We start from the raw sequence: 22,025 nt of genomic DNA on the forward strand, positions 1-22,025 counted from the left end.
TGAGCTACGCCGCCGCCTTCTGCCGCGTCACCAGCGCTTCGCCAAAGGCCTCGAATAGCTTGCGGTTGATCGGGTTGTGCTGCGGGTCGTACTCCGCATGCCATTGCACGCCGAGCGCAAAGGTCGGGGCCTCGGCAATGCGGATCGCCTCGATGGTGCCGTCCTCGGCGACGCCCTCGATCAGCACGCGCTTGCCGGGATCGAGGATGCCCTGGCCGTGCAGCGAATTGACCCTGATCCTCTCGCAACCGAGAATTTTTGCGAAGGCGCCGCCGGGCGTCAGATCGACGTCGTGACGGTCGGCGAACACCACGGTGGGATCGGGATGGATCTCGCCGTTCTCGAGCCGGGGCATGCGGTGGTTCATCCGGCCGGGGAGCTCGCGGATCTCGGGGTGCAGCGACCCGCCGAAGGCGACGTTCATCTCCTGCAGGCCGCGACAGATGCCGAACAGCGGGATGCCGCGGGCGACACAGGCGACCGAAAGGGCTAGCGCGACCTCGTCGCGGTGGATGTCATAGGGCTCGTGCTTCTCGCACGGATCAACGTTGAATCGGGTCGGGTGCACGTTGGCGCGGGCGCCGGTGAGGATGATGCCGTCCACGGTATCGAGCAGCGCCACGATATCGGTGATGTCAGGGGAGCCCGCGAACATCAGCGGCAAGCCACCGGAGACTTCGGCCACGGCGCGCAGGTTTCGCTCGCCGACCATCTGGACCTGAAATCGATTTTCGACGCGATAGGAATTCCCGATCACGCCGACGACCGGCTTTCTCATCTGTCGTTCCGCGCCTCCTGGTAAGAAGATTCTCCAAACATGCCCTCCGGATGGAACAAATTCAACAGAAGGGATCGCGGGACGGCAATGCTATTTTCGCGCAAATGGCCGGCCCGGCGAGCCCTGGGCAGGCCGGGCGACGGCTACTCCGATCGCTCGCGAAGAGGGCCAGAGGCCCGCAGCAACGACGAGGCGCGCCAAGCCGGCGCACGCCGCTTGATCCCCGGCAGGATTTCGCGAAAGAGTGCGCTGGCGCCGCCTCGCTCGAAAAGGATCTGATGTGACGATTCCCAGAGATGACCGCCCGCGTGCCCGCAGCGACCTGGCTCGGGATCAGGCCTGGGCGATTTCCGTCGGAGGCATCGGCGTCGTACTGTTCACCGCCCTGCTCGCCTTCACCTGGTATTTTGCGGCCACCCTGCTGCTGATCTTCACCGGCATGCTGCTCGGCCTCGGCCTCAACGCGCTGGTCAATGCGCTCGGCCGCCGGGTCAACCTCCCTCACACGTTCCGACTTGCCATCGTCTGTGTCGCGCTCGCTTTGCTCCTCGCAGGCATCGCCTATCTCGGCGGCGCCACGATTGCCGAACAGGCCTCGGTGCTGAGCAAGACCATCAAGTCGCAGATCACCAATGTCAGGTCGTTCCTCGAGAACCACGGCATCGACACCAGCTTCTTCGATCTCGGCAGCACCGCCTCGGACGCCTCGGCCACCCCATCGTCGGACGCGACACCCGCGCCGGCGGCGCCCTCGCGTGGGCCCTTGCCCGGCGCCGGCGCGCTCGCTTCCAGTGGCGGGGCGATCGTGAGCCAGACCCTCAAGCTGCTGCTCGGCACCATTCACGGCGTGGGCAACATCTTCATCGTGCTGTTCCTGGGCCTTGCCTTCGCCGCCCAGCCCAGCGTCTATCATGACGGCCTGCTGTTCCTGGCGCCGGCGAGGCACCGCACGCGCGTCGCTCTGATCATCGACCGCATAGCTGAGACGCTGGAGCGCTGGCTGATCGCCCAGATCGTCGTCATGATTGCGGTCGGTGTCGTGACCTGGATCGGCCTTGCCGTCATCGGCATCCCCGGCGCGTTCATCCTGGGAATCCAGGCGGGCCTGCTCGCCTTCATCCCCACCGTCGGCGCCATCATCGCCGGCGTCGTCGTGGTGCTGGCAAGCCTCGCCTCGGGCTGGATTCCGGCACTATCGGCCTTCCTCCTCTTCATGGGCGTGCATGCCATGGAAAGCTACGTGCTGACACCGATCCTGCAGCGGCAGGCGCTGGACATCCCGCCGGCTACGCTGTTCGCGTTCCAGATCCTGCTCGGCGTCGTGTTCGGCATCTGGGGCCTCGCGCTGGCGCTGCCGCTGGTCGCGATCGCCAAGGTCATGATCGACCATTTCAAGACGTATGAGGCGCCGCCCCTGGCGGAGGCAGCCTGACCCGCTTTACGTGGTGAGCACGGTCTCGGTGTGCTCGACCTCCGGGGCTGCGGCAAAATACTGCCCGACCAGGCCGCGCCATTCGGTGAAATTCTCCGAGCCGCGGAAATCGACGGTGTGGTTCTCCAGCGTCGCCCATTTTACCATCAGCCGGTAGCGCTGCGGCTTCTCCATCGACTTGTGCAGCTCGAAACCGTGAAAGCCCTTGGCGCGGCCGAAGGCGGCCTTGGCCTTGGCGACGGCCGCCTCAAAGTCCTTCTCGCTGCCCGGCTTGACGTCGATTTGCGCGATCTCGGTGATCATCGGTTTCCGCCCTTTTGTTGATGGCCGTGTCTACCGCAGACAGCGACAAAGAAAAAGGCGCCGAAACGGCGCCCCGCCCGGCCTGGAAATGCAGGCCTATCGGGCGAACAGCAGGACCGTGCCCGCGACGATCAGTGCACAACCGACGAACAGCGCGAGCGGCCAGTAGCTGCGCCTGTGCGCGTAGCGGCCCTGCGCGCGGCGTTCGGTGATCAGCGCCTTCTCGTATTCATCCGCGGTCGAGAACAGACAGGCGAAACCGCCGCGTGCCGAGGCCGCAGCGGCTTCGAGCGACATCAGGGTGACTTGCGGATTCCGTCGGCGGATCGATTCCATACCGGAATGATATGGGATCGAACGGTAAACAGAGGATTACCGCAAGACGCCGCCGTTCAGGCGGTGGCCGGACGCGCCTGCGATGGACCGGTTCGCGCGGCGCTCTGGCGGCGCCAGTTCTCCAGCGACAGTGGCAGTTCCTCCGCCGCCTCGACACGGTTACGGCCGCCGCGCTTGGCCTGGTAGAGCGCGGTGTCGGCCGAGGCCAGCAGCACCTCCAGCTCGGTACCGGCCGGACCGCCCGCGACGCCGATGCTGACAGTGGTGTCCACCGGGCCTTCATCGACCACGACGCCGGAGGTCTCGAATGCCTCGCGCACGCGCTCGGCGACGAGCACGCCCTCCTCCAACGAGCACGGCAACAGAGCCGCAAACTCCTCGCCGCCGATGCGGCCCGAGAGGTCGGAGATGCGCAAGTTGCTGATCACGACAGTGGAGAACAGTTTCAGCATCTCGTCACCGGCGGGATGGCCGAAGCGGTCGTTGATCGACTTGAAGTGGTCGATGTCGAAGATCATCACGGTCACCGGCCGTCCGGCCTTGGCCTCGCGCTCGATCACGCGCGCACAGGCTTCCGAGAAGCCGCGCCGGTTGAGCATGCCGGTCAGCGGATCGGTCGACGCGGCGGTCCGATGCGCGGTGACGGTGCGTTCCGACACCAGCATGAAGATCACGAACACGGTTCCGACGGCATAGAGTATGAGCTCGACCGCGAATACGGTGACCCAGATGCTCGAGGAGAAGCCGGCATCGTGCGGACGCAGGAAACTGCCGATCAGGATCGGCAGCATCAACACGCAGCCATGCATCGCCGGCATCATGAAGGCCGGCCAGCGTCGTTGCAGGCTCTTGCGCCGTTCGGTCCAGAGCTCGCTCGCGGTCAGCGCCGCATAGACCGAGACGATGCCGGCACCGACGAGCATGCGCAGCATCGATGCTGTGGGATCGAGCAGCGTCGCGGCAGTGACCCAGGCGAGCGCGCCGAGCACGAGGCCGGGCCAGTTCGGCTTGCGGCCGTGGAAGACGCGCGCCGCGTTCCACACCATGCCGCAGGCGACGAAGCCGACGGCATTCAGCGCAAGGTAAAGATGGGCGCCCAGCCTGTCGCCTGCTGCGGTCCACAGCGCGACCGAGGCAGCACCGAGGAGATAGGCGGTGCCCCACCATTTCAGCGCCGGGCTGTTCTCCTGCCTGCCGAAAAACACCATCATGGCGCCGAGCAGTGCGGCGACCATGGTGGCGACCAAATAGAGCGTGATGCTATCGAGCGACATCATGTCGGCCCCCTCTAGAACATAGCAGTTACGCGATCGGCACATCCGATTTGCGCGCCCTTCCAAGTGCGACGCTATGTCCCGCGGGTTCCATTCAGGTTTTCGCGGATCCCTAAGTTTTCGGGAAACACGCCATCAATTTGCATACAAACGAACAACAAAAAGGGCGCTGAAATCGGCGCCCTTTTGCATCTCATTGAAGCCGCTTTCGCGGCAAATGCGACAGAAGCGATTAACGCTTCGAGAACTGGAAGGACCGGCGAGCCTTGGCCTTGCCGTACTTCTTGCGCTCGACCACGCGGGAGTCGCGGGTGAGGAAGCCGCCCTTCTTGAGCACAGAGCGCAGTTCCGGCTCGAAATAGGTGAGCGCCTTGGAGATGCCGTGACGGACCGCGCCGGCCTGGCCGGACAGGCCGCCGCCGGCGACGGTGCAGATCACGTCGTACTGGCCCGAACGCTGGGCCACGGAGAACGGCTGCTCGATCATCATGCGCAGCACGGGACGGGCGAAATAGACCTCGACCTCGCGCGAGTTGACGGTGACCTTGCCGGCGCCCGGCTTGATCCAGACGCGGGCGACCGCGTCCTTGCGCTTGCCGGTGGCATAGGCGCGGTTGAACTTGTCGACCTTCTTCTCGTGCTTGGGCGCTTCGGGCGCGGCCGCCGTCTTGAGCTGCGAGAGCTGGTCGAGCGACTGGATGGATTCGGCCATGTTATGCGGCCCTCGTGTTCTTGCGGTTCAACTTGGCGATGTCGATCTTCTCGGGCTGCTGCGCCTCATGCGGATGATCCGGCCCGCCGTAGACGCGGAGGTTGCCCATCTGCACGCGACCGAGCGGACCACGCGGAATCATACGCTCGACGGCCTTTTCGAGCACGCGCTCGGGATGACGACCCTCGAGGATCTGGCGCGCGGTGCGCTCCTTGACGTGGCCGACGTAACCGGTGTGCTTGTAGTAGGTCTTCTGCTCGCGCTTGCGGCCGGTGAGGACCGCATGCTGCGCGTTGATGATGATGACGTTGTCGCCGCAATCAACGTGCGGGGTATAGGTCGGGAGGTGCTTGCCGCGGAGCCGCATGGCGACGATGGTGGCGAGACGGCCGACGACCAGACCCTTGGCGTCGATCAGCACCCACTTCTTCGTCACCTCGGCCGGCTTTGCCGAAAAGGTTTTCATGTCAGAATTTCCGTGAGGGAGACATCGGCGCGAACACCGCACCGGACTGCGCGGGTTTCTAGAGAAGACAGGCGCAACGGTCAATGCCCTGAGATGGAAATTATAACAACGAAATCAATATCTTGAAAATATGGTGCTATGTTACCTGCAAAAACCTCAAACATTTGGAATGGAATAGGTGGAGGTGACATGGGCGATCGGGTCGGCGGATGTGCCCGACAGGAGGTTCACCTCCCCAACTGCCAGGCGCTTGCCGAGCTTGAGCAGCCGAGCCTCGGCCAGCACGTCCTGGCCTGGCTGGCCCTTGCGCAGGAAGTTGATGTTGAGATTGGTCGTGACCGCGAGCCCGATCGGCCCGATCGCGGACAGCAGCACCACGTACATCGCGAAATCCGCGAGCGCCATCAGCGTCGGGCCGGACACGGTTCCACCCGGCCGCAGCATCCTTTCGCTGTAGCGCTGGCGCAAAAGGCTGGTCTGGCCGTCCGCGCTCTCGATCGTGATGTCGTCACCGCTGAAGGCCTGGGGAAACTCGTCACGGAGGAACTGCTCGAGCTCCACTACGCTCATTTTCGCTGACGCCATGTCGTTCCCCACCCTCGCTTCGCTTGCCCTGTTACATTAAGTTATTGGTGTCATCCAATTGCAATCATTTAGCGGAAATCGCGTCAATGTCCGTCCAGGCTGCCCGCGCCCCCTCCCCGCAACCGCCGATCCTGCTGCGCGAGATCGTCGGCAGTGTCGCCGTGCTCACGCTGAACCGACCAGCCGCGCGCAACAGCCTTTCGGAGGCGATGATCGGACAGCTGCATGCGAGCCTCAATGCGATCGCGGAAGACAGGCACATCCGTGCGGCCGTCATCGCAGCCAACGGGCCGGCTTTTTCCGCCGGCCACGACATGAAGGAGCTGACCGCGCGCCGCACCGATCCGGATCGCGGCCGGGCTTATTTTGCGCAGATCATGACGGCGTGCAGCGCCATGATGCAGGCGATTGTGCGCCTGCCCAAGCCCGTGGTCGCTGCCGTCCAAGGCATCGCCACCGCGGCGGGCTGCCAGCTCGTGGCAAGCTGCGATCTGGCGATCGCCTCGGAAGCGGCGAGCTTCGCCACTCCCGGCGTCGACATCGGCCTGTTCTGCTCGACGCCGATGGTGGCGCTGTCGCGCAACGTGCCGCGCAAGCAGGCGATGGAGATGCTGCTGACCGGTGAGCCGATTCCGGCCGCGCGCGCCCGCGAGATCGGCCTCGTCAATCGCGTGGTCGCCGCGGGTACCGAACGCGAGGCCGCGATCGCGTTGGCGCAACAGGTTGCGCTGAAATCCGCGTACACCGTCAAGCTCGGCAAGGAGGCGTTCTATCGCCAGGCCGAGATGAGCCTTGCAGATGCGTATCGCTATGCGGCGGAGGTCATGACCGAGAACATGATGGCGCGCGACGCCGAGGAAGGCATCGGCGCTTTCATCGAGAAGCGCGCGCCGACATGGCGGGATGAGTAACTGTATCTCTTGTGCCGTCGGGGCGATGCGAAGCATCGAACTATGGTGCGCAATTGCGCACGTGAGAATCTCGAGATTCCGGGTCGGCTCTTCGAGCCGCCCGGAATGACGAATGAAGGATGACATGAACCACGACGCCTATCCCGACAATTACATCCGCGGCATCCTCAACAGCGTGAAATCGATCGCGATGGTCGGCGCCTCGCCTGTCAACGTGCGGCCGAGCTATTTCGCGTTCAAATATCTGGCGCAGCGCGGCTACGACATGATTCCCGTCAATCCCGGCCATGTCGGCAAGGACCTGCTCGGCAAGCCTTTCGTCGCCTCGCTGTCGGATATCGGCCGCCCCATCGACATGATCGACATATTCCGCAACTCCAGCCACATCATGCCCGTGGTCGAGGAAGCTCTCACGCTGGACCCGCTGCCGAAGGTGATCTGGATGCAGCTCGGCGCGCGCGACGATGCGGCGGCGGCAAAGGCGGAGTCGGTCGGCATCAAGGTGGTCATGAACCGCTGCCCGAAGATCGAATATGGCCGCTTGTCGTCGGAGATCTCCTGGATGGGCGTGAACTCGCGCACGCTCAGCTCCAAGCGCGCGCCGGCACCGACACAGGGCATGCGGCTGTCCCTCAATCGGATGAGCGTCGGGGGCGGCAACACGGCAGCATCGGATCGCGCCGCGAAAAGCAAGACCGAGCAGAGCTGACGCAATCCGCGAAGGATTCATCTCGCGAACGCGACAATGCGTAGCAAGATCGTTCCGATGTGAAGCGGCGCCTTGACGGCGAGCGCCCCGCCCATCAGCATGCCGCGCGATTTCAGACCACGAGAACAGGACGCCTTATATGAGCGATCGCCTTCCGGGATTTTCGACCCTCGCCGTGCATGCCGGTGCACAGCCCGACCCCACCACCGGCGCGCGCGCGACTCCGATTTATCAAACGACTTCTTTCGTCTTCAACGATGCCGACCACGCCGCCTCGCTGTTCGGTTTGCAGGCGTTCGGCAACATCTATACGCGGATCGGCAATCCGACCAATGCCGTGTTGGAAGAGCGCGTCGCCGCACTCGAAGGCGGCACGGCTGCGCTCGCGGTCGCTTCCGGCCACGCCGCGCAGGTCGTGGTGCTACAGCAATTGCTGCAGCCCGGCGACGAGTTCATCGCCGCGCGAAAACTCTATGGCGGCTCTATCAACCAGTTCACGCATGCATTCAAGAGCTTTGGCTGGAACGTGGTGTGGGCCGATCCCGACGACATTGCGAGCTTCGAGCGCGCGGTAACGCCGCGCACGAAGGCGATCTTCATCGAATCGATCGCCAACCCCGCCGGCAGCATCACCGATATCGAAGCGATCTCGACGGTGGCGCGCAAGGCGGGAGTGCCGCTGATCGTCGATAATACCCTGGCCTCGCCCTATCTGATCCGTCCGATCGACCATGGCGCCGACATCGTCGTGCACTCGCTGACGAAATTTCTGGGCGGCCACGGCAATTCGCTCGGCGGCATCATCGTCGATGCCGGCACCTTCGATTGGTCGACCGGCGGCAAATATCCGATGCTGTCGGAGCCGCGGCCGGAATATCACGGCATCCGCCTACAGGAGACCTTTGGCAACTTCGCCTTCGCGATCGCCTGCCGCGTGCTCGGCCTGCGCGATCTCGGCCCGGCTCTGTCGCCGTTCAACGCCTTCATGATCCTCACCGGCATCGAGACGCTGCCGTTGCGCATGCAGAAGCACTGCGACAATGCCAAGGCCGTCGCCGAATTCCTCGTGGGACATCCGGCGGTGGCCTCGGTCAGCTATGCCGGCCTGCCGAACGACAAGTACAACCAGCTCGCGCGCAAATATGCGCCGAAGGGCGCGGGCGCAGTATTCACCTTCAGCCTGAAGGGCGGCTATGACGCCGGCGTCAGCCTGGTGTCGAAACTGCAGTTGTTCTCGCACCTCGCCAATGTCGGCGACACCCGCTCGCTGGTGATCCACCCCGCCTCGACCACGCACAGCCAGCTCGACGACGCCGCCAAGACCAAGTCCGGTGCCGGTCCCGACGTGGTGCGGCTCTCGATCGGCATCGAGGATAAGGAAGACCTGATCGCCGATTTGGAACAGGCGCTGGGGGCTTAAGCTCGCTGTCGTTCCGGGGCGGTGGCGAAGCACCGAACCCGGAACCTCGATATTGTCAGGTCCGCTCGAGATTTCCGGGTTCGCTGCTTCGCACTGCCCCGGAATGACGGTCGCTTCGGCGACCGTCGGTTAACAGTCATTAACCGTATCTGCCGCATAAATCGTCCTTGGATCGCCCCTTTGATTCGGAGCCGACGATGCTGCGCTGGATGGTGCCTGCCCTTGCGGCGATGCTGACCGTTTCAAGCGCGCTCGCCGCCGATCTGCCGGCCAGCCCAAAGCGGCGCGCAGCCGTGCCGCCGCAGGATCCGCCACAGGTCTACGTCGAGACCGATCCGGATGCGCTGATCTCGCCGGCCTATGGCATCGGCAGCTACATCCGCAACCTGCCGGGCACGCCGCTCTTGCCGGGATCCAACACCTTGCCGGGCTATTACGGCCGGCCCTGGAGCTACGATTACCAGGGCCCGTATTACGGCGGGAAGCAGGTCGATTATTTCTGGCGCCTGCCCTATGCGTGCGGCGTCTACGGCTACTGCTGATCGGATCAGCTGGGCTGGCTGACCGGGACCGCACGCGGCTGCGTCTCCGCAGACCGTCCTGACGCGAGCCGTTCAACCTGCATCACCGCAAGTGTGAGCACCAGTATCGCCACTGCCTGGTGCGCGAGCGCCAGTCCGATCGGAACCTGGTTGAGCAGCGTGAGGATGCCGAGCACCGCCTGCAGGCTCACCGCCGCAAGCAGCCACAGCGCACCGCTCGCTGCCGCCCCTGCGCGCGATCGCAGCGCGTCGATCGCATGCAAGGCCGCCAGCACGAACAGCGCATAAGCCGTCATGCGGTGCTCGAACTGCACGGTCAGCACATTGTCGAACATGTTGCGCCACCACGGCGTCTCGAACCACAGCCGCTCGGCCGATGGAATGAACGCGCCGTCGATCTCGGGCCAGGTGTTATAGGCGCGCCCCGCGCGCAGGCCCGCGACCAGCGCACCGAAATAGATCTGCACGAAGGTCACGACGAGCAGCAGCGCGCTCGTGAACCTCAGCCGAGCCGATGCTGTGATTTGCGGCCGCTCCTTGAGCCGCCGCACCGTCCAGACGATCCCGGCGAAGATCAGCAGCGCCAGCAGCAGATGCGTCGCCAGCCGATATTGCGAGACCTCGACCCGCTCGCTCAGGCCCGAGGCAACCATCCACCAGCCGACCGCACCCTGCAGACCGCCGAGGGCGAACAGCAGCCATAGCCGCCGCTTCAATTCACCGGACAGGCCGCCGCGCCACAGGAAGAACAGGAACGGCAAGAGATAGGCGACGCCGATGAAGCGCCCGAGCAGCCGGTGGCTCCACTCCCACCAGAAGATCTCCTTGAACTCGGACAGGCTCATGCCCGCATTGAGCTCGCGATATTGCGGGATCTTCTTGTAGGCCTCGAACGCCTCGGTCCACTGCGCTTCCGACAGCGGCGGAACACTGCCCGTGACCGGCTTCCATTCGACGATCGACAGGCCGGATTCCGTCAGCCGCGTCGCGCCGCCGACCAGCACCATCAGCGCGATCAGCGCGGCCACGGAGATCAGCCACCAGCGCACGGCGCGATGCGGGTTGATTGGAGCGGAAATCGTCGTCATTTCAGGGACAAACCAACCCTTGCAACCAACAGACTTGAACCGGAACGCGTGCCCCTTATAGTCCCCCGCTCCCGCAGCGCAAGTTACGCGAAAGACCGCGACATTCCGCCATGACGATCCGCACCCGCAAGTTCCTCGGCGCCATCCTGCTCCTGATGCTGGCCACGGTCTGGGCCCTGCTCGGCATGGCGGCGGCGCAGATGCCGTGGATCGCGGAGTCCGGCTGGCGGCAGGCGATCTACTATGTCGTGGTGGGCATGGGCTGGGTGCTGCCGGCGATGCCGATCGTGAGCTGGATGCAGCGTCCCGACCGGGTCAAGTCCGCTCGTTAGGCCTTGCCCGTAGTGCTGCCGGTCGGCTTCACCGGCGCAAAGGCAACACCCGACACCAGCACGCGCATCACCCGCAGCGAGCGCACCCGTCCGTCCCAGGAAATGCGCGGCAGCGCGCGCAGATTGGTGCGCCCTTCCGCCTCCACGATGCCCGGGATCGTCGACACCGCGCTGGCAAAGCCGGCCTCCTCCGCCATCACAACGTGGCTGCGCCGAAACGAGGAGCGGTCGCCAAACGGAAAGGCGAAATGCCGGATGTCGCGGCGGAAAGCCGATTCCGCGACCGCTTTGCCCATCGCCATCTCGCGCAGCGCCGCGGCATCCTTCATGTTGGCGAGAACGGGATAGTTGACGGTGGCGCTGCCGATCGTCACCTGCGGATCGGCAGCAAGCTTCGCGAGGTCTTCCCAGTCCATCGACGCCTCGCGCGAGAGCGCAGCGAGGTCGATGCGGTAGCGCGTGCAGAGATCGGCGATCGCGACCGACAAATCCGCCGGCGGCAGCGAGCGAAGCCAGCTCTCCAGATACGAAAACAGCGCCCGCTTCCGGGCATTGTCGGTGACGGTGAAGCGCTGCTCCTTCTCACCCATCATCAGGCTGATGCGGCTCTCGCGCGCGATCACCCGCTCGAGCCCGAGCCACCAGGCCTCGCCGACGCCATCGGGAAAGGCGGTCGGCACATAGATCGTGAAGGGCACGTCGTGACGTGCCAGCACCGGATAGGCGAAGTTGATGACATCCTTGTTGGCGCCGTCGAAGGTCAGCGCCACGAAGCGCCGCTTCTCCGGCAGCATCACGGCACGCCGGCAGACCTCGTCCATGCCGAGGAAATCATACTTCCACCGCTTCAGCGCGCGGATGGCGCGGTCGAGGAACTGCGGCGTGATCTCGTTCGCGCGCAGCGGCTGAAATCCGCGCCGCCGCGGCCGCACATGCATAAAGCGCAGGATGGCGCCGGCACCACGACTGCGCAGCGCCGCCTGACCGCTGAACCAGGTCAGCTCGAGGCGCAGCCGTTCCAGCCATCTGTCGTCGAAAGCCAAAATCCCACCCTTCGTGCGTGCCGGCGGTCCGTCCCTCTCCCATTGTCATTACCCTTTGTTGACCTTTGTTTGCAAAGGTCGGCCACAGGCCGAATTGCGTATTTTCGATTGCTCGACAGGTTTCGCGAATGACCATGGCTGCGGCGATGCAAAGCCGGACGGCAGAAGCACCTGCGCGGTCGAAAGCGAGCCGTATCGCGCAGGTCGATATCGTCACCGATCTCGCCGAGGCCGAGGCGGTCTGGCGTGCCTTCGAGGCGAGCGGCCAGCTCTTCACGCCATATCAGCGCTTCGACCTGCTCAGCCCGTGGCAGCGACTGGTCGGCGCCCGTGAAGGCGCCCGGCCGCTCATCGTGATCGCCCGCGACGCCGATCGCCGGCCGCTCACCCTGCTGCCGCTCTCGCTGCGCCAGAGCCACGGCGTGCGCACGGCCTGCTTCATGGGCGGCAAGCACACGACCTTCAATATGGGCCTGTGGAACGCCGAGTTCGCAGCGCAGGCCGGCCTCGCCGATCTCGACGCGCTGTTTGCGCCGCTGCGTGAGCATGTCGACGTGCTCGCGCTGATGCAGCAGCCCGAGCGCTGGCATGACCAGCAGAACCCATTTGCAGCTCTGCCGCGACAAGGCGCGGTCAACGGCTGTCCGCGGCTGCTGATGGAGCCGGGCGGGCCGAAGGAATCGCGGATCAGCAATTCCCTCCGCCGCCGCCTCAAGAGCAAGGAAAAGAAGCTCCAGTCCCTCACCGGTTATCGCTATCACCTCGCCACGTCGGACGAAGACATCGCCCGCCTGCTCGACTGGTTCTTCCGCGTCAAGCCGGTGCGGATGGCAGAGCAAAAGCTTCCGAACGTCTTCGCCGAGCCCGGCGTCGAACAGTTCGTCCGCAGCGCCTGCCTTGCGCCGCGCGGTGAAGGGCACGTCATCGACATCCACGCGCTGGAATGCGATGACGAGGTGATCGCTATCTTCGCCGGCGTCGCCGATGGGGCGCGCTTCTCGATGATGTTCAACACCTACACGATGTCCGAGCACGCCCGCTACAGCCCGGGCCTGATCCTGATGCGTTACATCATCGACCGCTACGGCGAACGTGGCTACCGCTCGCTCGACCTCGGCATCGGTTCGGACGACTACAAACGGATGTTCTGCAAGGACGACGAGGAGATCTTCGACAACTTTGTTCCATTGACGCCGCGCGGAAAACTCGCGGCGATGGCGATGTCCTCATTCAACCGCGGCAAGCGGCTGGTGAAGCAGAACCAGATGCTGTTCGACATGGCCCGCCGGCTGCGGCAGGCGTTCGGGTAGCTCTTTCCGCTTGCACGGCTGCCTTCCCTTCTCCCCTTGTGGCAAGGGAAGAGGAAAGAGAGGTTACGCCGCCACCACGCGTGGCGCTTCGACCGCATCCGAGGCCTGCACCGGCTTGCTCAGCATCGTCACCTCGCTGAAGCCGACTGCTCTCAGCTGCTCGCACATCTGCGTGCGCGCATCCGGTGCCATTGAGGCGTCGGGCACCACGACGGCACGGGCATGCGCCGTCAGCAGTTCGGCCGGAAGGTCGGAGGCGCTGCCGGCGTCGATCAGCACGTGATCGTAGGCGCGCAGCAACGCGTCGATCGCGAGCGCCACGCGCGGTGATTGCAGCAGGCTGCGGTCGAAGCCGGGACGGCCGGCCATGACCAGATGCAGCCGCGAGAGCTTGTCGCGGGTGATGATTTGCGCGAAGGAGGCCTCCCCCTGCATCAGTTCGGCAAGGCCCGGAGCCGACGCATCGACGGATACCGCGGCAACGGTCGGCGAGGACGCGGCGAGATCGACGACGGCGACGCGCGCATCGCGCGAGAGGTGCCGGGCCAGCGTCAACGTCGATAGCGTGATGGCTTCGCCGGGCGCGGTACCGAGCACCGTGACCTTCCTGGCCGCAGCGCCCGCGGCGAGCAACCTGTCCGCCAGACGTTCGATCTCGGCGAATTCGCTGACGTCGATGTCGGTCGCCATCGCCGGCTGCAGCGGCGCGGGATCTGCCAGAGCCGGATCGATCACCGGATCGTTGCCCCTGTCGACGACAGGCTCGACGGCCCGCTGAACGACCAGCGGCTCTTGACGCGCCTGCGCCTGCGCCGGTCCAACCGCCGCCGCGCGCGGCGCGGTCTGGCGCAGCAGCTCACCGGTGACGACGACGCCGGACGACAGCAATAGCGTTGCGATGGTCGCGATCAGCACGATCGGCAGCTTCTTCGGAGAGGCCGGCGTGTTGGAGACAATGGCGCGCGAGATGATGCGGCCATCCGTCGGCGCAGCGTCGATGGTTTCGCGGGTATTGGCCTCGCGGTACTTGGCGAGATAGGTCTCGAGCAGGTCGCGCTGCGCCTTGGCCTCGCGCTCCAGCGCGCGAAGCTGGACGTCCTGGCCGTTGGTCGAGGCCGCCTGCTTCTTGAGCTGCTCCAGGCTCACGGTCAGGCCATCGACTCTGCCGCTGGCGATCCGGGCGTCGTTCTCGAGCGAGCGCGAGATCTTCGCCGCTTCGTCACGAATCTGATTGTCGAGGTCGCCAAGCTGCGCCTTCAGCTCCTTGATCCGCGGGTGATTGCCGAGCAGTGTGGACGACTGTTCGGCGAGCTGCGCTCGCAATGTCACCCTCTGCTCCGAGAGGCGGCGCATCAATTCGGAGTTCACGACCTCGGATGCCTCGATCGGCTTGCCGCTCTGGAGCATCTCGCGGATCAACCGAGCCTTGGACTCCGCGTCGGCCTTCATCGAGCGCGCATTGTTGAGCTGGGTGTTGACCTCGCCCATCTGCTGGTTCGACAGCGTGGTGTTGTTGGTGCCGACGAACAGGCTGGACTTGGAGCGGAAGTCCTCGACCCTGGCCTCGGCCTCGGACACCTTCTTGCGCAAGTTCTCGATCTCGCCGGCCAGCCATTGGCTGGCGTTCTTGGCCTGCTCCTGGCGTACGCCCTGCTGCAGCACGAGATAGCCGTCGGCGATCGAATTGGCGACACGGGCAGCAAGCTCGGGATCGGCGGACTGGAATTCGACCACGATCACGCGCGACTTGTCGACCGCGTAGGCCTGGAGGCGTTCGTAATAGGCATCGAGCACGCGCTCTTCCGGCGTCATCGCGAACGGATCGCGGCCGATACCGATGAGCGCGGCCAGCGACTTCAGAGGTGAGATGCCTTGCAGCACAGGATCGAATTCGGGCCGCTCCGCAAGCTTGTTCTTCTTGATGATCTCGCGCGCGAGATCGCGCGACAGCACCAGCTGCACCTGACTGGTGACGGCCTCGGCGTCGAGCGCCTGCCGCTCCTCGGTGCGATCGCTGTTCGGGCGCAGGAACACGTTCTCGCGGCCGTCGATCAGGATGCGGGCTTCGGACTTGTAGCGCGGCGTGACGAGATTGACGACAGCGAGGGACGCAACGAGCGCCAGCACCGTTGGCACGATGATCCAGCCGCGCTTGCGCGCCAATGCCGCGCCGAGCGCGTGCAGGTCGATGTCGCCGGATTCGACTTGCGCCGGCTTCGCGACGACGGGTGCAGGCTCTGCTTCGACCCCGGCTTCGACCTTCGAGTTGATCTTGGGCGCGTCCGCGGGCTTGAACTTCGAGACAGCCCGCTCGATCACTGCCTTGTTCTTGCCGGCACGCCAGAACGCTAAACGCATCGAACACTCCCGCAGGGCAATGCTGCGACTCTACTTCAACCCGGGCGATTACACTCCATTAAGGTTGCCGCTGGGTTAATCGCGATATCGCGCGCCTCGCACGCGCGCACTGGTCACCATTTGTTAACCACGAGGGCCCTTAATCCCTCTCGTTTATTTCGTGAGAATTGTTCGGCTGTCGCCGTCGAGCTGGTTTTGGATCATGCCTCCCTCTCCCGACCGGCCGCTTCGCATCCTGCACGCCGTGCGTGCTCCGGTCGGCGGCATCTTCCGCCACATCCTCGACGTCGCCAACGGCCAGGTCGATTGCGGCCATCATGTCGGCATCCTCGCCGATAGCCTCACCGGCGGCGAGCGCGCCGACAAGGCGCTGGCCGAGCTCGCGCCGCGGCTGAAGCTCGGCGTGCACCGCATGGCGATCCGCCGCGAGCCGTCACCCGATGACGTCATGGTGTGGCTGCGGATGCGACGCCTGATCGCGAAGCTCAAGCCCGACGTGATGCATGGCCACGGCGCCAAGGCCGGCGCCTTCATCCGCATGCGGCGGCGCACCGACGACACCATCCGCATCTACACCCCGCATGGCGGCTCGCTGCATTATCCGCTCAACACCCTCAAGGGCGAATTCTACGCACGGCTCGAGCGCGCGCTGATGGATGCGACCGACCTGTTCCTGTTCGAGAGCGCGTTCGCCCGCGACACCTATCAGCGCATCGTCGGCACACCCAAGGGCGTGGTCCATTGCGTCTTCAACGGTGTCACGCCCGAGGAGTTCGAGCCCGTCATCGCTGCCGAGGATGCGACCGACCTCTGCTATGTCGGCGAGTTCCGGCACATCAAGGGCGCCGACCTGCTGGTCGATGCGGTGGCACGTCTGCATGAAGGCGGCAAGAAGGTCACGCTGACGCTCGGCGGCGACGGCGAGGAGACGGCGGCGCTGAAAGCGCAGGTCGAGAGGCTCGGCCTCACCGGATCCATCCGCTTCATCGGTCACGTCAAGGCGCGCTACGGCTTCTCCAAGGGGCGGCTGCTGGTCGTTCCCTCTCGCGGCGATTCCATGCCCTATGTCGTGATCGAGGCCGGCGCCGCCGGCATCCCGATGATCGCATCGAAAATCGGCGGCATTCCCGAGATCTTCGGCGCCGACAGCCCCGCTCTGTTCGAGCCGAGCAATCCCGAAGCCATGGCGGAGGCGATCGCCGCCGCACTGGACGATCCGCAAACGACAGCGCAGCGCGCGGCGTCCTTGCGCGAGCGCATCTCGGCGCATTTCTCGCAAGCCGCGATGGTCGAGGGCGTGCTTGCCGGCTATCGCGACGCATTTGTCAACCATTAACCATCCTTAAGCCAGCTTTAGAAAATCTTCCGATTTGTTCGATAGTCGAAGCGCCAGGGGATACTTGCCCGGCCGCGCGAGGCCGCGCCGCTTGCTTTTGGAATGGACGTGGACGCCCGTGGAACCGCTCAACGCACGCTCGATGCTCGATGCCGCGACCAGCGCTGCGGCAAAGCCTGCCGACCAGCCCTTTGTGGAGCGCCGTCGCCGGCTCTCGCCTGCGGCGCTCGAAGTCGTCAACCAGAAGGTCGCCCGCGCCTATTCGCCGATCGTGATCGCCGGCTTCGTCCGCCTTGCCGATTTCGTGCTGCTGAGCCTCGTCGGCATCGCGCTCTATGTCGGCTATGTCATGCCGCTCTCCGGCGCCTTCAGCTGGATTTATCCGGCCGAGGTCGTCGCCGTCGCCATCGCCGCCGTGGTCTGCTTCCAGGCCGCCGACATCTATCAGGTGCAGCTGTTCCGCGGCCAACTGCGGCAGATGACGCGGATGATCTCGTCGTGGTCGTTCGTCTTCCTGCTCTTCATCGGCATTTCCTTCTTCGCCAAATACGGCAGCGAAATCTCGCGGCTGTGGCTGGCCGCCTTCTACTTCCTCGGACTCGCCGCGCTGATGGCCGAGCGTCTGGTGCTGCGCACGCTGGTGCGCGGCTGGGCGCGCCAGGGCCGGCTCGACCGCCGCACCATCATCGTCGGCTCCGACAGCAACGGCGAGCAGTTGGTCGAGGCGCTGAAGGCGCAGGAGGATTCCGACATCCACGTGCTCGGCGTGTTCGATGACCGCAACGACAGCCGCGCGCTCGACACCTGCGCCGGCGCGCGCAAGCTCGGCAAGGTCGACGACATCGTCGAGTTCGCCCGTCGCACCCGCGTCGATCTCGTGCTGTTCGCGCTGCCGATCTCGGCGGAGACGCGCATCCTGGAGATGCTCAAGAAGCTCTGGGTGCTGCCGGTCGACATCCGCCTCTCCGCCCACACCAACAAGCTGCGGTTCCGTCCCCGCTCCTATTCCTATCTCGGCGAGGTGCCGACGCTCGACGTGTTCGAAGCGCCGATCACCGACTGGGACCTGGTGATGAAGTGGCTGTTCGACCGCGTCGTCGGCAGTCTCGCGCTGCTCGCCGCCCTGCCGGTGATGGGACTGGTGGCGCTGGCGGTGAAGCTCGACAGCCAGGGCCCGGTGCTGTTCCGCCAGAAGCGCTTCGGCTTCAACAACGAGCGCATCGACGTCTACAAATTCCGTTCGATGTACCACCATCAGGCCGATCCGACCGCGTCGAAGGTCGTGACCAAGAACGATCCGCGCGTCACCCGCGTCGGCCGCTTCATCCGCAAGACCAGCCTGGACGAGCTGCCGCAGCTCTTCAACGTGGTCTTCTCGGGCAATCTCTCCCTGGTCGGCCCGCGGCCGCATGCGGTGCAGGGCAAGCTCCAGAACCGCCTGTTTGACGAGGCCGTCGACGGCTATTTCGCCCGCCACCGCGTCAAGCCCGGCATCACCGGCTGGGCTCAGATCAACGGTTGGCGCGGCGAGATCGATAACGAAGAGAAGATCCAGAAGCGCGTCGAGTTCGACCTCTATTACATCGAGAACTGGTCGGTGCTGCTCGATCTCTACATTCTCCTGAAGACGCCGATCTCGCTGCTGACAAAGAGCGAGAACGCGTATTGATTTTTCGTCATGCCCCGGCTTGACCGGGGCATCCAGTACTCCGCAGCGCCAGTCGTTTCCTACTATGCGCGTCACGGAGTACTGGATCGCCCGGTCAAGCCGGGCGATGACAGCAGTGCTTGTAGCGTAAGAGTTGCGTAAGCGTATGAGCGTGCGATGACGTATGCCGTGACGGCCGGTGGAATGAACGTAGCCGCACCAGCTGCTCCGGGCGTGCTGGCGCTGCAGCGCGCGCTGGTGTGGCTGGTCGGTGCCTGCGGCGCCATCGTCTTCATCGAGCCCAGCCCCTACGAGATCGCGACGCTGCTCGCGACCGTCACCTTCTTCGCCACCGGCCTGCGCCTGAGACTGGTGCTGATGCCGCTGGTGTTGATGCTGGTCCTCCTCAATGTCGGCTACACCATCAGCGCGATCCCGCTGTTCGCGCAGGCGGAGGTGGTGAGCTGGATCGCAACCTCCTGGTACATGGCGGTGACCGTGGTGTTCTTCGCCATGGTCTCCTCGGAGGACACGGCGGCCCGACTCGACATGCTCCGCCGCGGCCTCGTGGTCGGCGCGATGGTCGCCTCGCTGCTAGCCGTCGCCGGCTACTTCCACCTGGTTCCCGGCGGCAACGACCTGCTGACGCTCTACGGACGCGCGCGCGGCACGTTCAAGGACCCCAACGTGCTCGGCGCCTTCCTGATCCTGCCGGCGCTGTTCGCCCTGCAGAGCGTGGTCTCGGACAAGCTGGCCAAGGCGTTCCGCAACGTCATCGCCTTCGGCATCATGTCTCTGGCGATCCTGCTCGCGTTCTCCCGCGCCGCCTGGGGCGGGCTGGTGCTGACCTCCGCCTTCATGCTGGCGCTGATGGTGCTGACCAGCCGCACCAATGCGCAGCGCTCGCGGATCATCATCATGGCGATCGTCGCCGCGGTGCTGGGGCTGGCGCTGATCGCGGTGCTGCTGTCGTTCGATTCCACCGCCGAGATGTTCAAGCAGCGCGCGAGCTTCGACCAGAGCTATGACGAAGGCCGCTTCGGCCGGTTCGGCCGGCACATCCTCGGCGCGGAGATGGCGCTCGACCTGCCGTTCGGCATCGGTCCTTTGCAATTCCATCGCTACTTCCCCGAGGACACCCACAACTCCTACCTGAATGCCTTCATGTCCGGCGGCTGGCTTTCCGGCGTGTGCTATCCCGCGCTGGTCTTCACCACCGTCATCATGGGCTTTCGCCACATCTTCATCCCTGTGCCCTGGCAGCGCGCCTACCTCGCGGTGTTTTCCGCATTCCTCGGCACGGTCGGCGAAAGCTTCGTGATCGATACCGACCACTGGCGGCATTTCTGGATGATGCTGGGCGCGATGTGGGGCATGATCGCGGCTGCGCAGGTCTACAAGACTAGGACTGGCGGGGACGCTTCTTCAACTTGAGATCGGGACGCTTCTCCGGTGGCGTATCGATCAGGCGCTTGAGCGCCTCTGTTGCCGCGAGCACTGCCTTGTAGCCCTCGTTGCAAAAGCGCAACAGCAGGCGCAGCTCCTCATCGGAATAGCCGTTGCAGACCTTCTCCATCGCCTGCTGCATCGGCACGTAGAACTGGCCGAGCTTTGCGATCGTCTCCGGCACGACGGCGATGAAGACCTTGCGACGATCTTTCTCGTCGCGCTCGCGGCGCACCAGCCCTGCCTTTTCGAGCCGGTCGACAACGCCCGTGATTGCGCCCGTCGTGAGGCCCGTGACCTCGGCGAGCCGGCCCGCGGTGACGCGTCCCTCGAGATAGAGGATGTCCATGCATTCCAGGTCGGAATTGGCAATTCCGGCAACGTTGGCAACGGTCTGGCCGTAGAGCACGCCCTGCGCAGACGACCTGCGCATCGCCGCCTCGAGCTCCTGCAACAGCGCCGCGCGCGCCTTCGTCCTTGACAAGGCCGGCCCCTTCTCTTACTAGATATATATCTTAGTCGCTAAGAGATTTAGCGACCGTGATTTCTCCTAGCACCATGGAAACGTCGGGAGCAAGCCATGTCCAACCGTCCCCGCAAGGCCCTGATCATCGGCGCCGGTATCGCCGGGCCCGTTGCCGCCATCCTGCTGCGCCGCGCCGGTATCGAATCCGCGATCTACGAGGCTTGGCCCTATTCGAAAGGCATCGGCGGCGGCCTCCAGATCGCCCCGAACGGCATGCATGTGATGGACGAGATCGGCCTTTCGAACGAGCTGATCAGCCGTGGCTCGGTGGCGGAGTCCTTCGACTTCTATTCGCAGGGCGGCGAGAAGCTGGGCTCGATCAACCGCGACTTGGCGCGGCGCTTCGGCCAGCCGGCCGTCAACATCTCCCGTGCCACGCTGAACGAGATCCTGATCGACAAGGCCTGGTGCGCCTGCGTCTCACTCCATTTCGAGAAACGCCTGATCAAGATCGAGGATCGTGGCGATCAGCCGATCATCGCCTATTTCGCTGACGGCACCACCGCCGAAGGCGATTTCCTGATCGGCGCAGACGGCGTCCACTCGGTCGTGCGCCGCCAGGTCGTGCCTGACGGGCCGCAGCCGTTCGACACCGGCCTGATCGGCTTCGGCGGCTTCGTGCCGCACGCCGTGCTCGACGGCAGGCCGATCGGCCGGCGCGTCGAGACGACGTTCGGCCAGAGCGGATTCTTCGGCTACGGCTATTGCAGCCCGGATCCGACCGACGGCGTGATGTGGTGGAGTACTCAGCCCGCATGTGGCATGGACGCGGCGATGTTCCGCGCGCTCGATCACGCGACGCTGAAGCAGCATCTGCGCGGCTTCCATCGCGGCTGGCACGATCCGATCCCCGCTATCATCGAAGCGGCCGAGAACATCGTGGTCACCGACACGCTCGACGTCGCGACCCTGCCGGCCTGGTCGCGCAAGCGTTCGCTCTTGATCGGCGATGCCGCGCACGCAACCAGCCCACATGCCGGCCAGGGCGCCTCGCTGGCGCTCGAGGACGCGATGCGGCTCGCGCGCTTGATGCAGGAAGGCCAGGAGCTCGGCGCCATCTTCCAGGCCTTCGAGGCCGAGCGCCGCCCACGCACCGAGAAGATCGTCGCGATGGCCCGCCGCAACGGCAACAGCAAGCGCGAGTTCAGCGCCATCGGCGCGTGGATGCGCAATCAGATGCTGAAATGGCTGCTGCCGCTGGGCGCCAAAGGCATGGATTTCATGTACGCGTACGATGCACGGGCGGCGTAGCACCACGAACGGTGCAGTAGGGTGGGCAAAGCGAAGCGTGCCCACCATTGCTGATGCGATCCCAGAGAGATGGTGGGCACGGCGCGTTGCGCCTTTGCCCACCCTTGTTTTAGCGCACCGGACTAGAATGGCCTCGTTCCGTGAGGAATGGCCCAGCTCGGGTGGCCGCCCGAGCTGGGCTGCCGATCGATCGGATCGATGCCCACCGAAGCCTTGAGG

The 22,025-nt window shown here is 64.9% G+C and carries 22 protein-coding genes; 11 read left to right on the forward strand and 11 right to left on the reverse strand.

From position 1 onward, the window contains the following. Positions 1-4: 4 nt before the first annotated feature. Positions 5-778: a gamma-glutamyl-gamma-aminobutyrate hydrolase family protein gene (locus EAV90_RS24475; RefSeq protein ID WP_122402975.1), complete on the reverse strand. Its 774-nt coding sequence runs from the start codon at positions 776-778 to the stop codon at positions 5-7. A gap of 280 nt (positions 779-1,058) precedes the next feature. Between EAV90_RS24475 and EAV90_RS24480 the strand changes: the two genes are divergently transcribed. Then, entirely contained in the window at positions 1,059-2,210 is a 1,152-nt protein-coding gene (locus EAV90_RS24480) for an AI-2E family transporter (protein WP_122402973.1), read from the forward strand. A gap of 6 nt (positions 2,211-2,216) precedes the next feature. On the opposite strand, the gene EAV90_RS24485 is transcribed toward EAV90_RS24480, so the two are convergent. The 6 genes from EAV90_RS24485 to EAV90_RS24510 form a co-directional block, all read right to left on the reverse strand. Beyond that, a complete protein-coding gene (locus EAV90_RS24485) occupies positions 2,217-2,513 on the reverse strand; it encodes an antibiotic biosynthesis monooxygenase family protein (RefSeq protein WP_122402972.1) in 297 nt (98 codons plus the stop codon). A 96-nt stretch (positions 2,514-2,609) separates the two neighbouring features. Next, complete coding sequence (locus EAV90_RS24490) at positions 2,610-2,849, reverse strand: hypothetical protein (RefSeq protein WP_122402971.1); 240 nt, start codon at positions 2,847-2,849, stop codon at positions 2,610-2,612. Between the two features lie 56 nt (positions 2,850-2,905). Continuing rightward, positions 2,906-4,126, reverse strand: coding sequence for a GGDEF domain-containing protein (locus tag EAV90_RS24495; RefSeq protein ID WP_122402970.1), 1,221 nt, complete (start codon positions 4,124-4,126; stop codon positions 2,906-2,908). A 229-nt stretch (positions 4,127-4,355) separates the two neighbouring features. Then, positions 4,356-4,835, reverse strand: a complete 480-nt coding sequence (gene rpsI / locus EAV90_RS24500) for a 30S ribosomal protein S9 (RefSeq protein ID WP_018642439.1) — start codon at positions 4,833-4,835, stop codon at positions 4,356-4,358. A 1-nt stretch (position 4,836) separates the two neighbouring features. Next, a complete protein-coding gene (gene rplM, locus EAV90_RS24505; RefSeq protein ID WP_027576505.1) occupies positions 4,837-5,301 on the reverse strand; it encodes a 50S ribosomal protein L13 in 465 nt (154 codons plus the stop codon). A gap of 156 nt (positions 5,302-5,457) precedes the next feature. Beyond that, positions 5,458-5,886 (reverse strand): PaaI family thioesterase, encoded by a 429-nt coding sequence (locus EAV90_RS24510; RefSeq protein ID WP_129144929.1) that lies wholly within the window; start codon positions 5,884-5,886, stop codon positions 5,458-5,460. 86 nt (positions 5,887-5,972) lie between these two features. On the opposite strand from EAV90_RS24510, the gene EAV90_RS24515 reads away from it, so the two are divergent. The 4 genes from EAV90_RS24515 (at position 5,973) to EAV90_RS24530 (ending at position 9,468) form a co-directional block, all read left to right on the forward strand. Next, positions 5,973-6,797 (forward strand): enoyl-CoA hydratase, encoded by an 825-nt coding sequence (locus EAV90_RS24515; RefSeq protein ID WP_162500250.1) that lies wholly within the window; start codon positions 5,973-5,975, stop codon positions 6,795-6,797. Positions 6,798-6,921: 124 nt separating this feature from the next. Then, positions 6,922-7,506, forward strand: coding sequence for a CoA-binding protein (locus EAV90_RS24520; protein ID WP_122406632.1), 585 nt, complete (start codon positions 6,922-6,924; stop codon positions 7,504-7,506). Between the two features lie 139 nt (positions 7,507-7,645). Continuing rightward, positions 7,646-8,926 carry an O-acetylhomoserine aminocarboxypropyltransferase gene (locus EAV90_RS24525; RefSeq protein WP_122402967.1) on the forward strand — a complete coding sequence of 427 codons (1,281 nt, stop codon included), beginning with the start codon at positions 7,646-7,648 and terminating at the stop codon, positions 8,924-8,926. A 197-nt stretch (positions 8,927-9,123) separates the two neighbouring features. After that, positions 9,124-9,468: a hypothetical protein gene (locus tag EAV90_RS24530; RefSeq protein ID WP_122406631.1), complete on the forward strand. Its 345-nt coding sequence runs from the start codon at positions 9,124-9,126 to the stop codon at positions 9,466-9,468. A 5-nt stretch (positions 9,469-9,473) separates the two neighbouring features. Here the strand turns inward: EAV90_RS24530 and EAV90_RS24535 are convergent, their stop codons facing one another. Then, positions 9,474-10,556, reverse strand: coding sequence for a COX15/CtaA family protein (locus EAV90_RS24535; RefSeq protein WP_122402966.1), 1,083 nt, complete (start codon positions 10,554-10,556; stop codon positions 9,474-9,476). 110 nt (positions 10,557-10,666) lie between these two features. Between EAV90_RS24535 and EAV90_RS24540 the strand changes: the two genes are divergently transcribed. After that, entirely contained in the window at positions 10,667-10,888 is a 222-nt protein-coding gene (locus EAV90_RS24540; RefSeq protein WP_122402965.1) for a DUF2842 domain-containing protein, read from the forward strand. Here EAV90_RS24540 and EAV90_RS24545 read toward each other — a convergent pair. After that, positions 10,885-11,931 carry a polysaccharide deacetylase family protein gene (locus tag EAV90_RS24545; RefSeq protein ID WP_129144930.1) on the reverse strand — a complete coding sequence of 349 codons (1,047 nt, stop codon included), beginning with the start codon at positions 11,929-11,931 and terminating at the stop codon, positions 10,885-10,887. The two genes, EAV90_RS24540 and EAV90_RS24545, sit on opposite strands and share 4 nt — an antisense overlap. 128 nt (positions 11,932-12,059) lie before the next feature. On the opposite strand from EAV90_RS24545, the gene EAV90_RS24550 reads away from it, so the two are divergent. Next, the gene (locus tag EAV90_RS24550) at positions 12,060-13,241 is read left to right on the forward strand and encodes a GNAT family N-acetyltransferase (protein ID WP_129144931.1); all 1,182 of its coding nucleotides are present in this window, start codon (positions 12,060-12,062) and stop codon (positions 13,239-13,241) included. Positions 13,242-13,304: 63 nt separating this feature from the next. On the opposite strand, the gene EAV90_RS24555 is transcribed toward EAV90_RS24550, so the two are convergent. Beyond that, complete coding sequence (locus tag EAV90_RS24555) at positions 13,305-15,599, reverse strand: GumC family protein (RefSeq protein WP_122402962.1); 2,295 nt, start codon at positions 15,597-15,599, stop codon at positions 13,305-13,307. A 202-nt stretch (positions 15,600-15,801) separates the two neighbouring features. On the opposite strand from EAV90_RS24555, the gene EAV90_RS24560 reads away from it, so the two are divergent. The 3 genes from EAV90_RS24560 (at position 15,802) to EAV90_RS24570 (ending at position 20,017) form a co-directional block, all read left to right on the forward strand. Further along, positions 15,802-16,935 carry a glycosyltransferase family 4 protein gene (locus EAV90_RS24560; protein ID WP_122402961.1) on the forward strand — a complete coding sequence of 378 codons (1,134 nt, stop codon included), beginning with the start codon at positions 15,802-15,804 and terminating at the stop codon, positions 16,933-16,935. A 118-nt stretch (positions 16,936-17,053) separates the two neighbouring features. After that, on the forward strand, positions 17,054-18,604 hold the full coding sequence (locus tag EAV90_RS24565; RefSeq protein WP_129144932.1) for an undecaprenyl-phosphate glucose phosphotransferase: 1,551 nt from the start codon (positions 17,054-17,056) through the stop codon (positions 18,602-18,604). Between the two features lie 156 nt (positions 18,605-18,760). After that, positions 18,761-20,017, forward strand: a complete 1,257-nt coding sequence (locus tag EAV90_RS24570) for an O-antigen ligase family protein (protein WP_122402959.1) — start codon at positions 18,761-18,763, stop codon at positions 20,015-20,017. On the opposite strand, the gene EAV90_RS24575 is transcribed toward EAV90_RS24570, so the two are convergent. Then, complete coding sequence (locus tag EAV90_RS24575; RefSeq protein ID WP_164937089.1) at positions 19,986-20,462, reverse strand: MarR family transcriptional regulator; 477 nt, start codon at positions 20,460-20,462, stop codon at positions 19,986-19,988. The two genes, EAV90_RS24570 and EAV90_RS24575, sit on opposite strands and share 32 nt — an antisense overlap. Before the next feature lie 147 nt (positions 20,463-20,609). Between EAV90_RS24575 and EAV90_RS24580 the strand changes: the two genes are divergently transcribed. Beyond that, positions 20,610-21,806: an FAD-dependent oxidoreductase gene (locus tag EAV90_RS24580; RefSeq protein ID WP_129144934.1), complete on the forward strand. Its 1,197-nt coding sequence runs from the start codon at positions 20,610-20,612 to the stop codon at positions 21,804-21,806. The last annotated feature ends 219 nt before the right edge of the window (positions 21,807-22,025 follow it).

It is taken from the genome of Bradyrhizobium vignae (assembly GCF_004114425.1).
Taxonomy (GTDB): domain Bacteria; phylum Pseudomonadota; class Alphaproteobacteria; order Rhizobiales; family Xanthobacteraceae; genus Bradyrhizobium; species Bradyrhizobium vignae.

What these genes read in the sequence shown, in the direction of transcription:
- EAV90_RS24535 (WP_122402966.1), bottom strand. Translation starts at nt 10,556, where the DNA reads ATGACGACGATTTCCGCTCCAATCAACCCGCATCGCGCCGTGCGCTGG.
- EAV90_RS24570 (WP_122402959.1), top strand. Translation starts at nt 18,761, where the DNA reads ATGACGTATGCCGTGACGGCCGGTGGAATGAACGTAGCCGCACCAGCT.
- EAV90_RS24490 (WP_122402971.1), bottom strand. Translation starts at nt 2,849, where the DNA reads ATGGAATCGATCCGCCGACGGAATCCGCAAGTCACCCTGATGTCGCTC.
- EAV90_RS24525 (WP_122402967.1), top strand. Translation starts at nt 7,646, where the DNA reads ATGAGCGATCGCCTTCCGGGATTTTCGACCCTCGCCGTGCATGCCGGT.
- EAV90_RS24540 (WP_122402965.1), top strand. Translation starts at nt 10,667, where the DNA reads ATGACGATCCGCACCCGCAAGTTCCTCGGCGCCATCCTGCTCCTGATG.
- EAV90_RS24530 (WP_122406631.1), top strand. Translation starts at nt 9,124, where the DNA reads ATGCTGCGCTGGATGGTGCCTGCCCTTGCGGCGATGCTGACCGTTTCA.
- EAV90_RS24510 (WP_129144929.1), bottom strand. Translation starts at nt 5,886, where the DNA reads ATGGCGTCAGCGAAAATGAGCGTAGTGGAGCTCGAGCAGTTCCTCCGT.
- rpsI (WP_018642439.1), bottom strand. Translation starts at nt 4,835, where the DNA reads ATGGCCGAATCCATCCAGTCGCTCGACCAGCTCTCGCAGCTCAAGACG.
- EAV90_RS24580 (WP_129144934.1), top strand. Translation starts at nt 20,610, where the DNA reads ATGTCCAACCGTCCCCGCAAGGCCCTGATCATCGGCGCCGGTATCGCC.
- rplM (WP_027576505.1), bottom strand. Translation starts at nt 5,301, where the DNA reads ATGAAAACCTTTTCGGCAAAGCCGGCCGAGGTGACGAAGAAGTGGGTG.
- EAV90_RS24475 (WP_122402975.1), bottom strand. Translation starts at nt 778, where the DNA reads ATGAGAAAGCCGGTCGTCGGCGTGATCGGGAATTCCTATCGCGTCGAA.
- EAV90_RS24575 (WP_164937089.1), bottom strand. Translation starts at nt 20,462, where the DNA reads ATGCGCAGGTCGTCTGCGCAGGGCGTGCTCTACGGCCAGACCGTTGCC.
- EAV90_RS24495 (WP_122402970.1), bottom strand. Translation starts at nt 4,126, where the DNA reads ATGATGTCGCTCGATAGCATCACGCTCTATTTGGTCGCCACCATGGTC.
- EAV90_RS24550 (WP_129144931.1), top strand. Translation starts at nt 12,060, where the DNA reads ATGACCATGGCTGCGGCGATGCAAAGCCGGACGGCAGAAGCACCTGCG.
- EAV90_RS24520 (WP_122406632.1), top strand. Translation starts at nt 6,922, where the DNA reads ATGAACCACGACGCCTATCCCGACAATTACATCCGCGGCATCCTCAAC.
- EAV90_RS24485 (WP_122402972.1), bottom strand. Translation starts at nt 2,513, where the DNA reads ATGATCACCGAGATCGCGCAAATCGACGTCAAGCCGGGCAGCGAGAAG.
- EAV90_RS24560 (WP_122402961.1), top strand. Translation starts at nt 15,802, where the DNA reads ATGCCTCCCTCTCCCGACCGGCCGCTTCGCATCCTGCACGCCGTGCGT.
- EAV90_RS24555 (WP_122402962.1), bottom strand. Translation starts at nt 15,599, where the DNA reads ATGCGTTTAGCGTTCTGGCGTGCCGGCAAGAACAAGGCAGTGATCGAG.
- EAV90_RS24515 (WP_162500250.1), top strand. Translation starts at nt 5,973, where the DNA reads ATGTCCGTCCAGGCTGCCCGCGCCCCCTCCCCGCAACCGCCGATCCTG.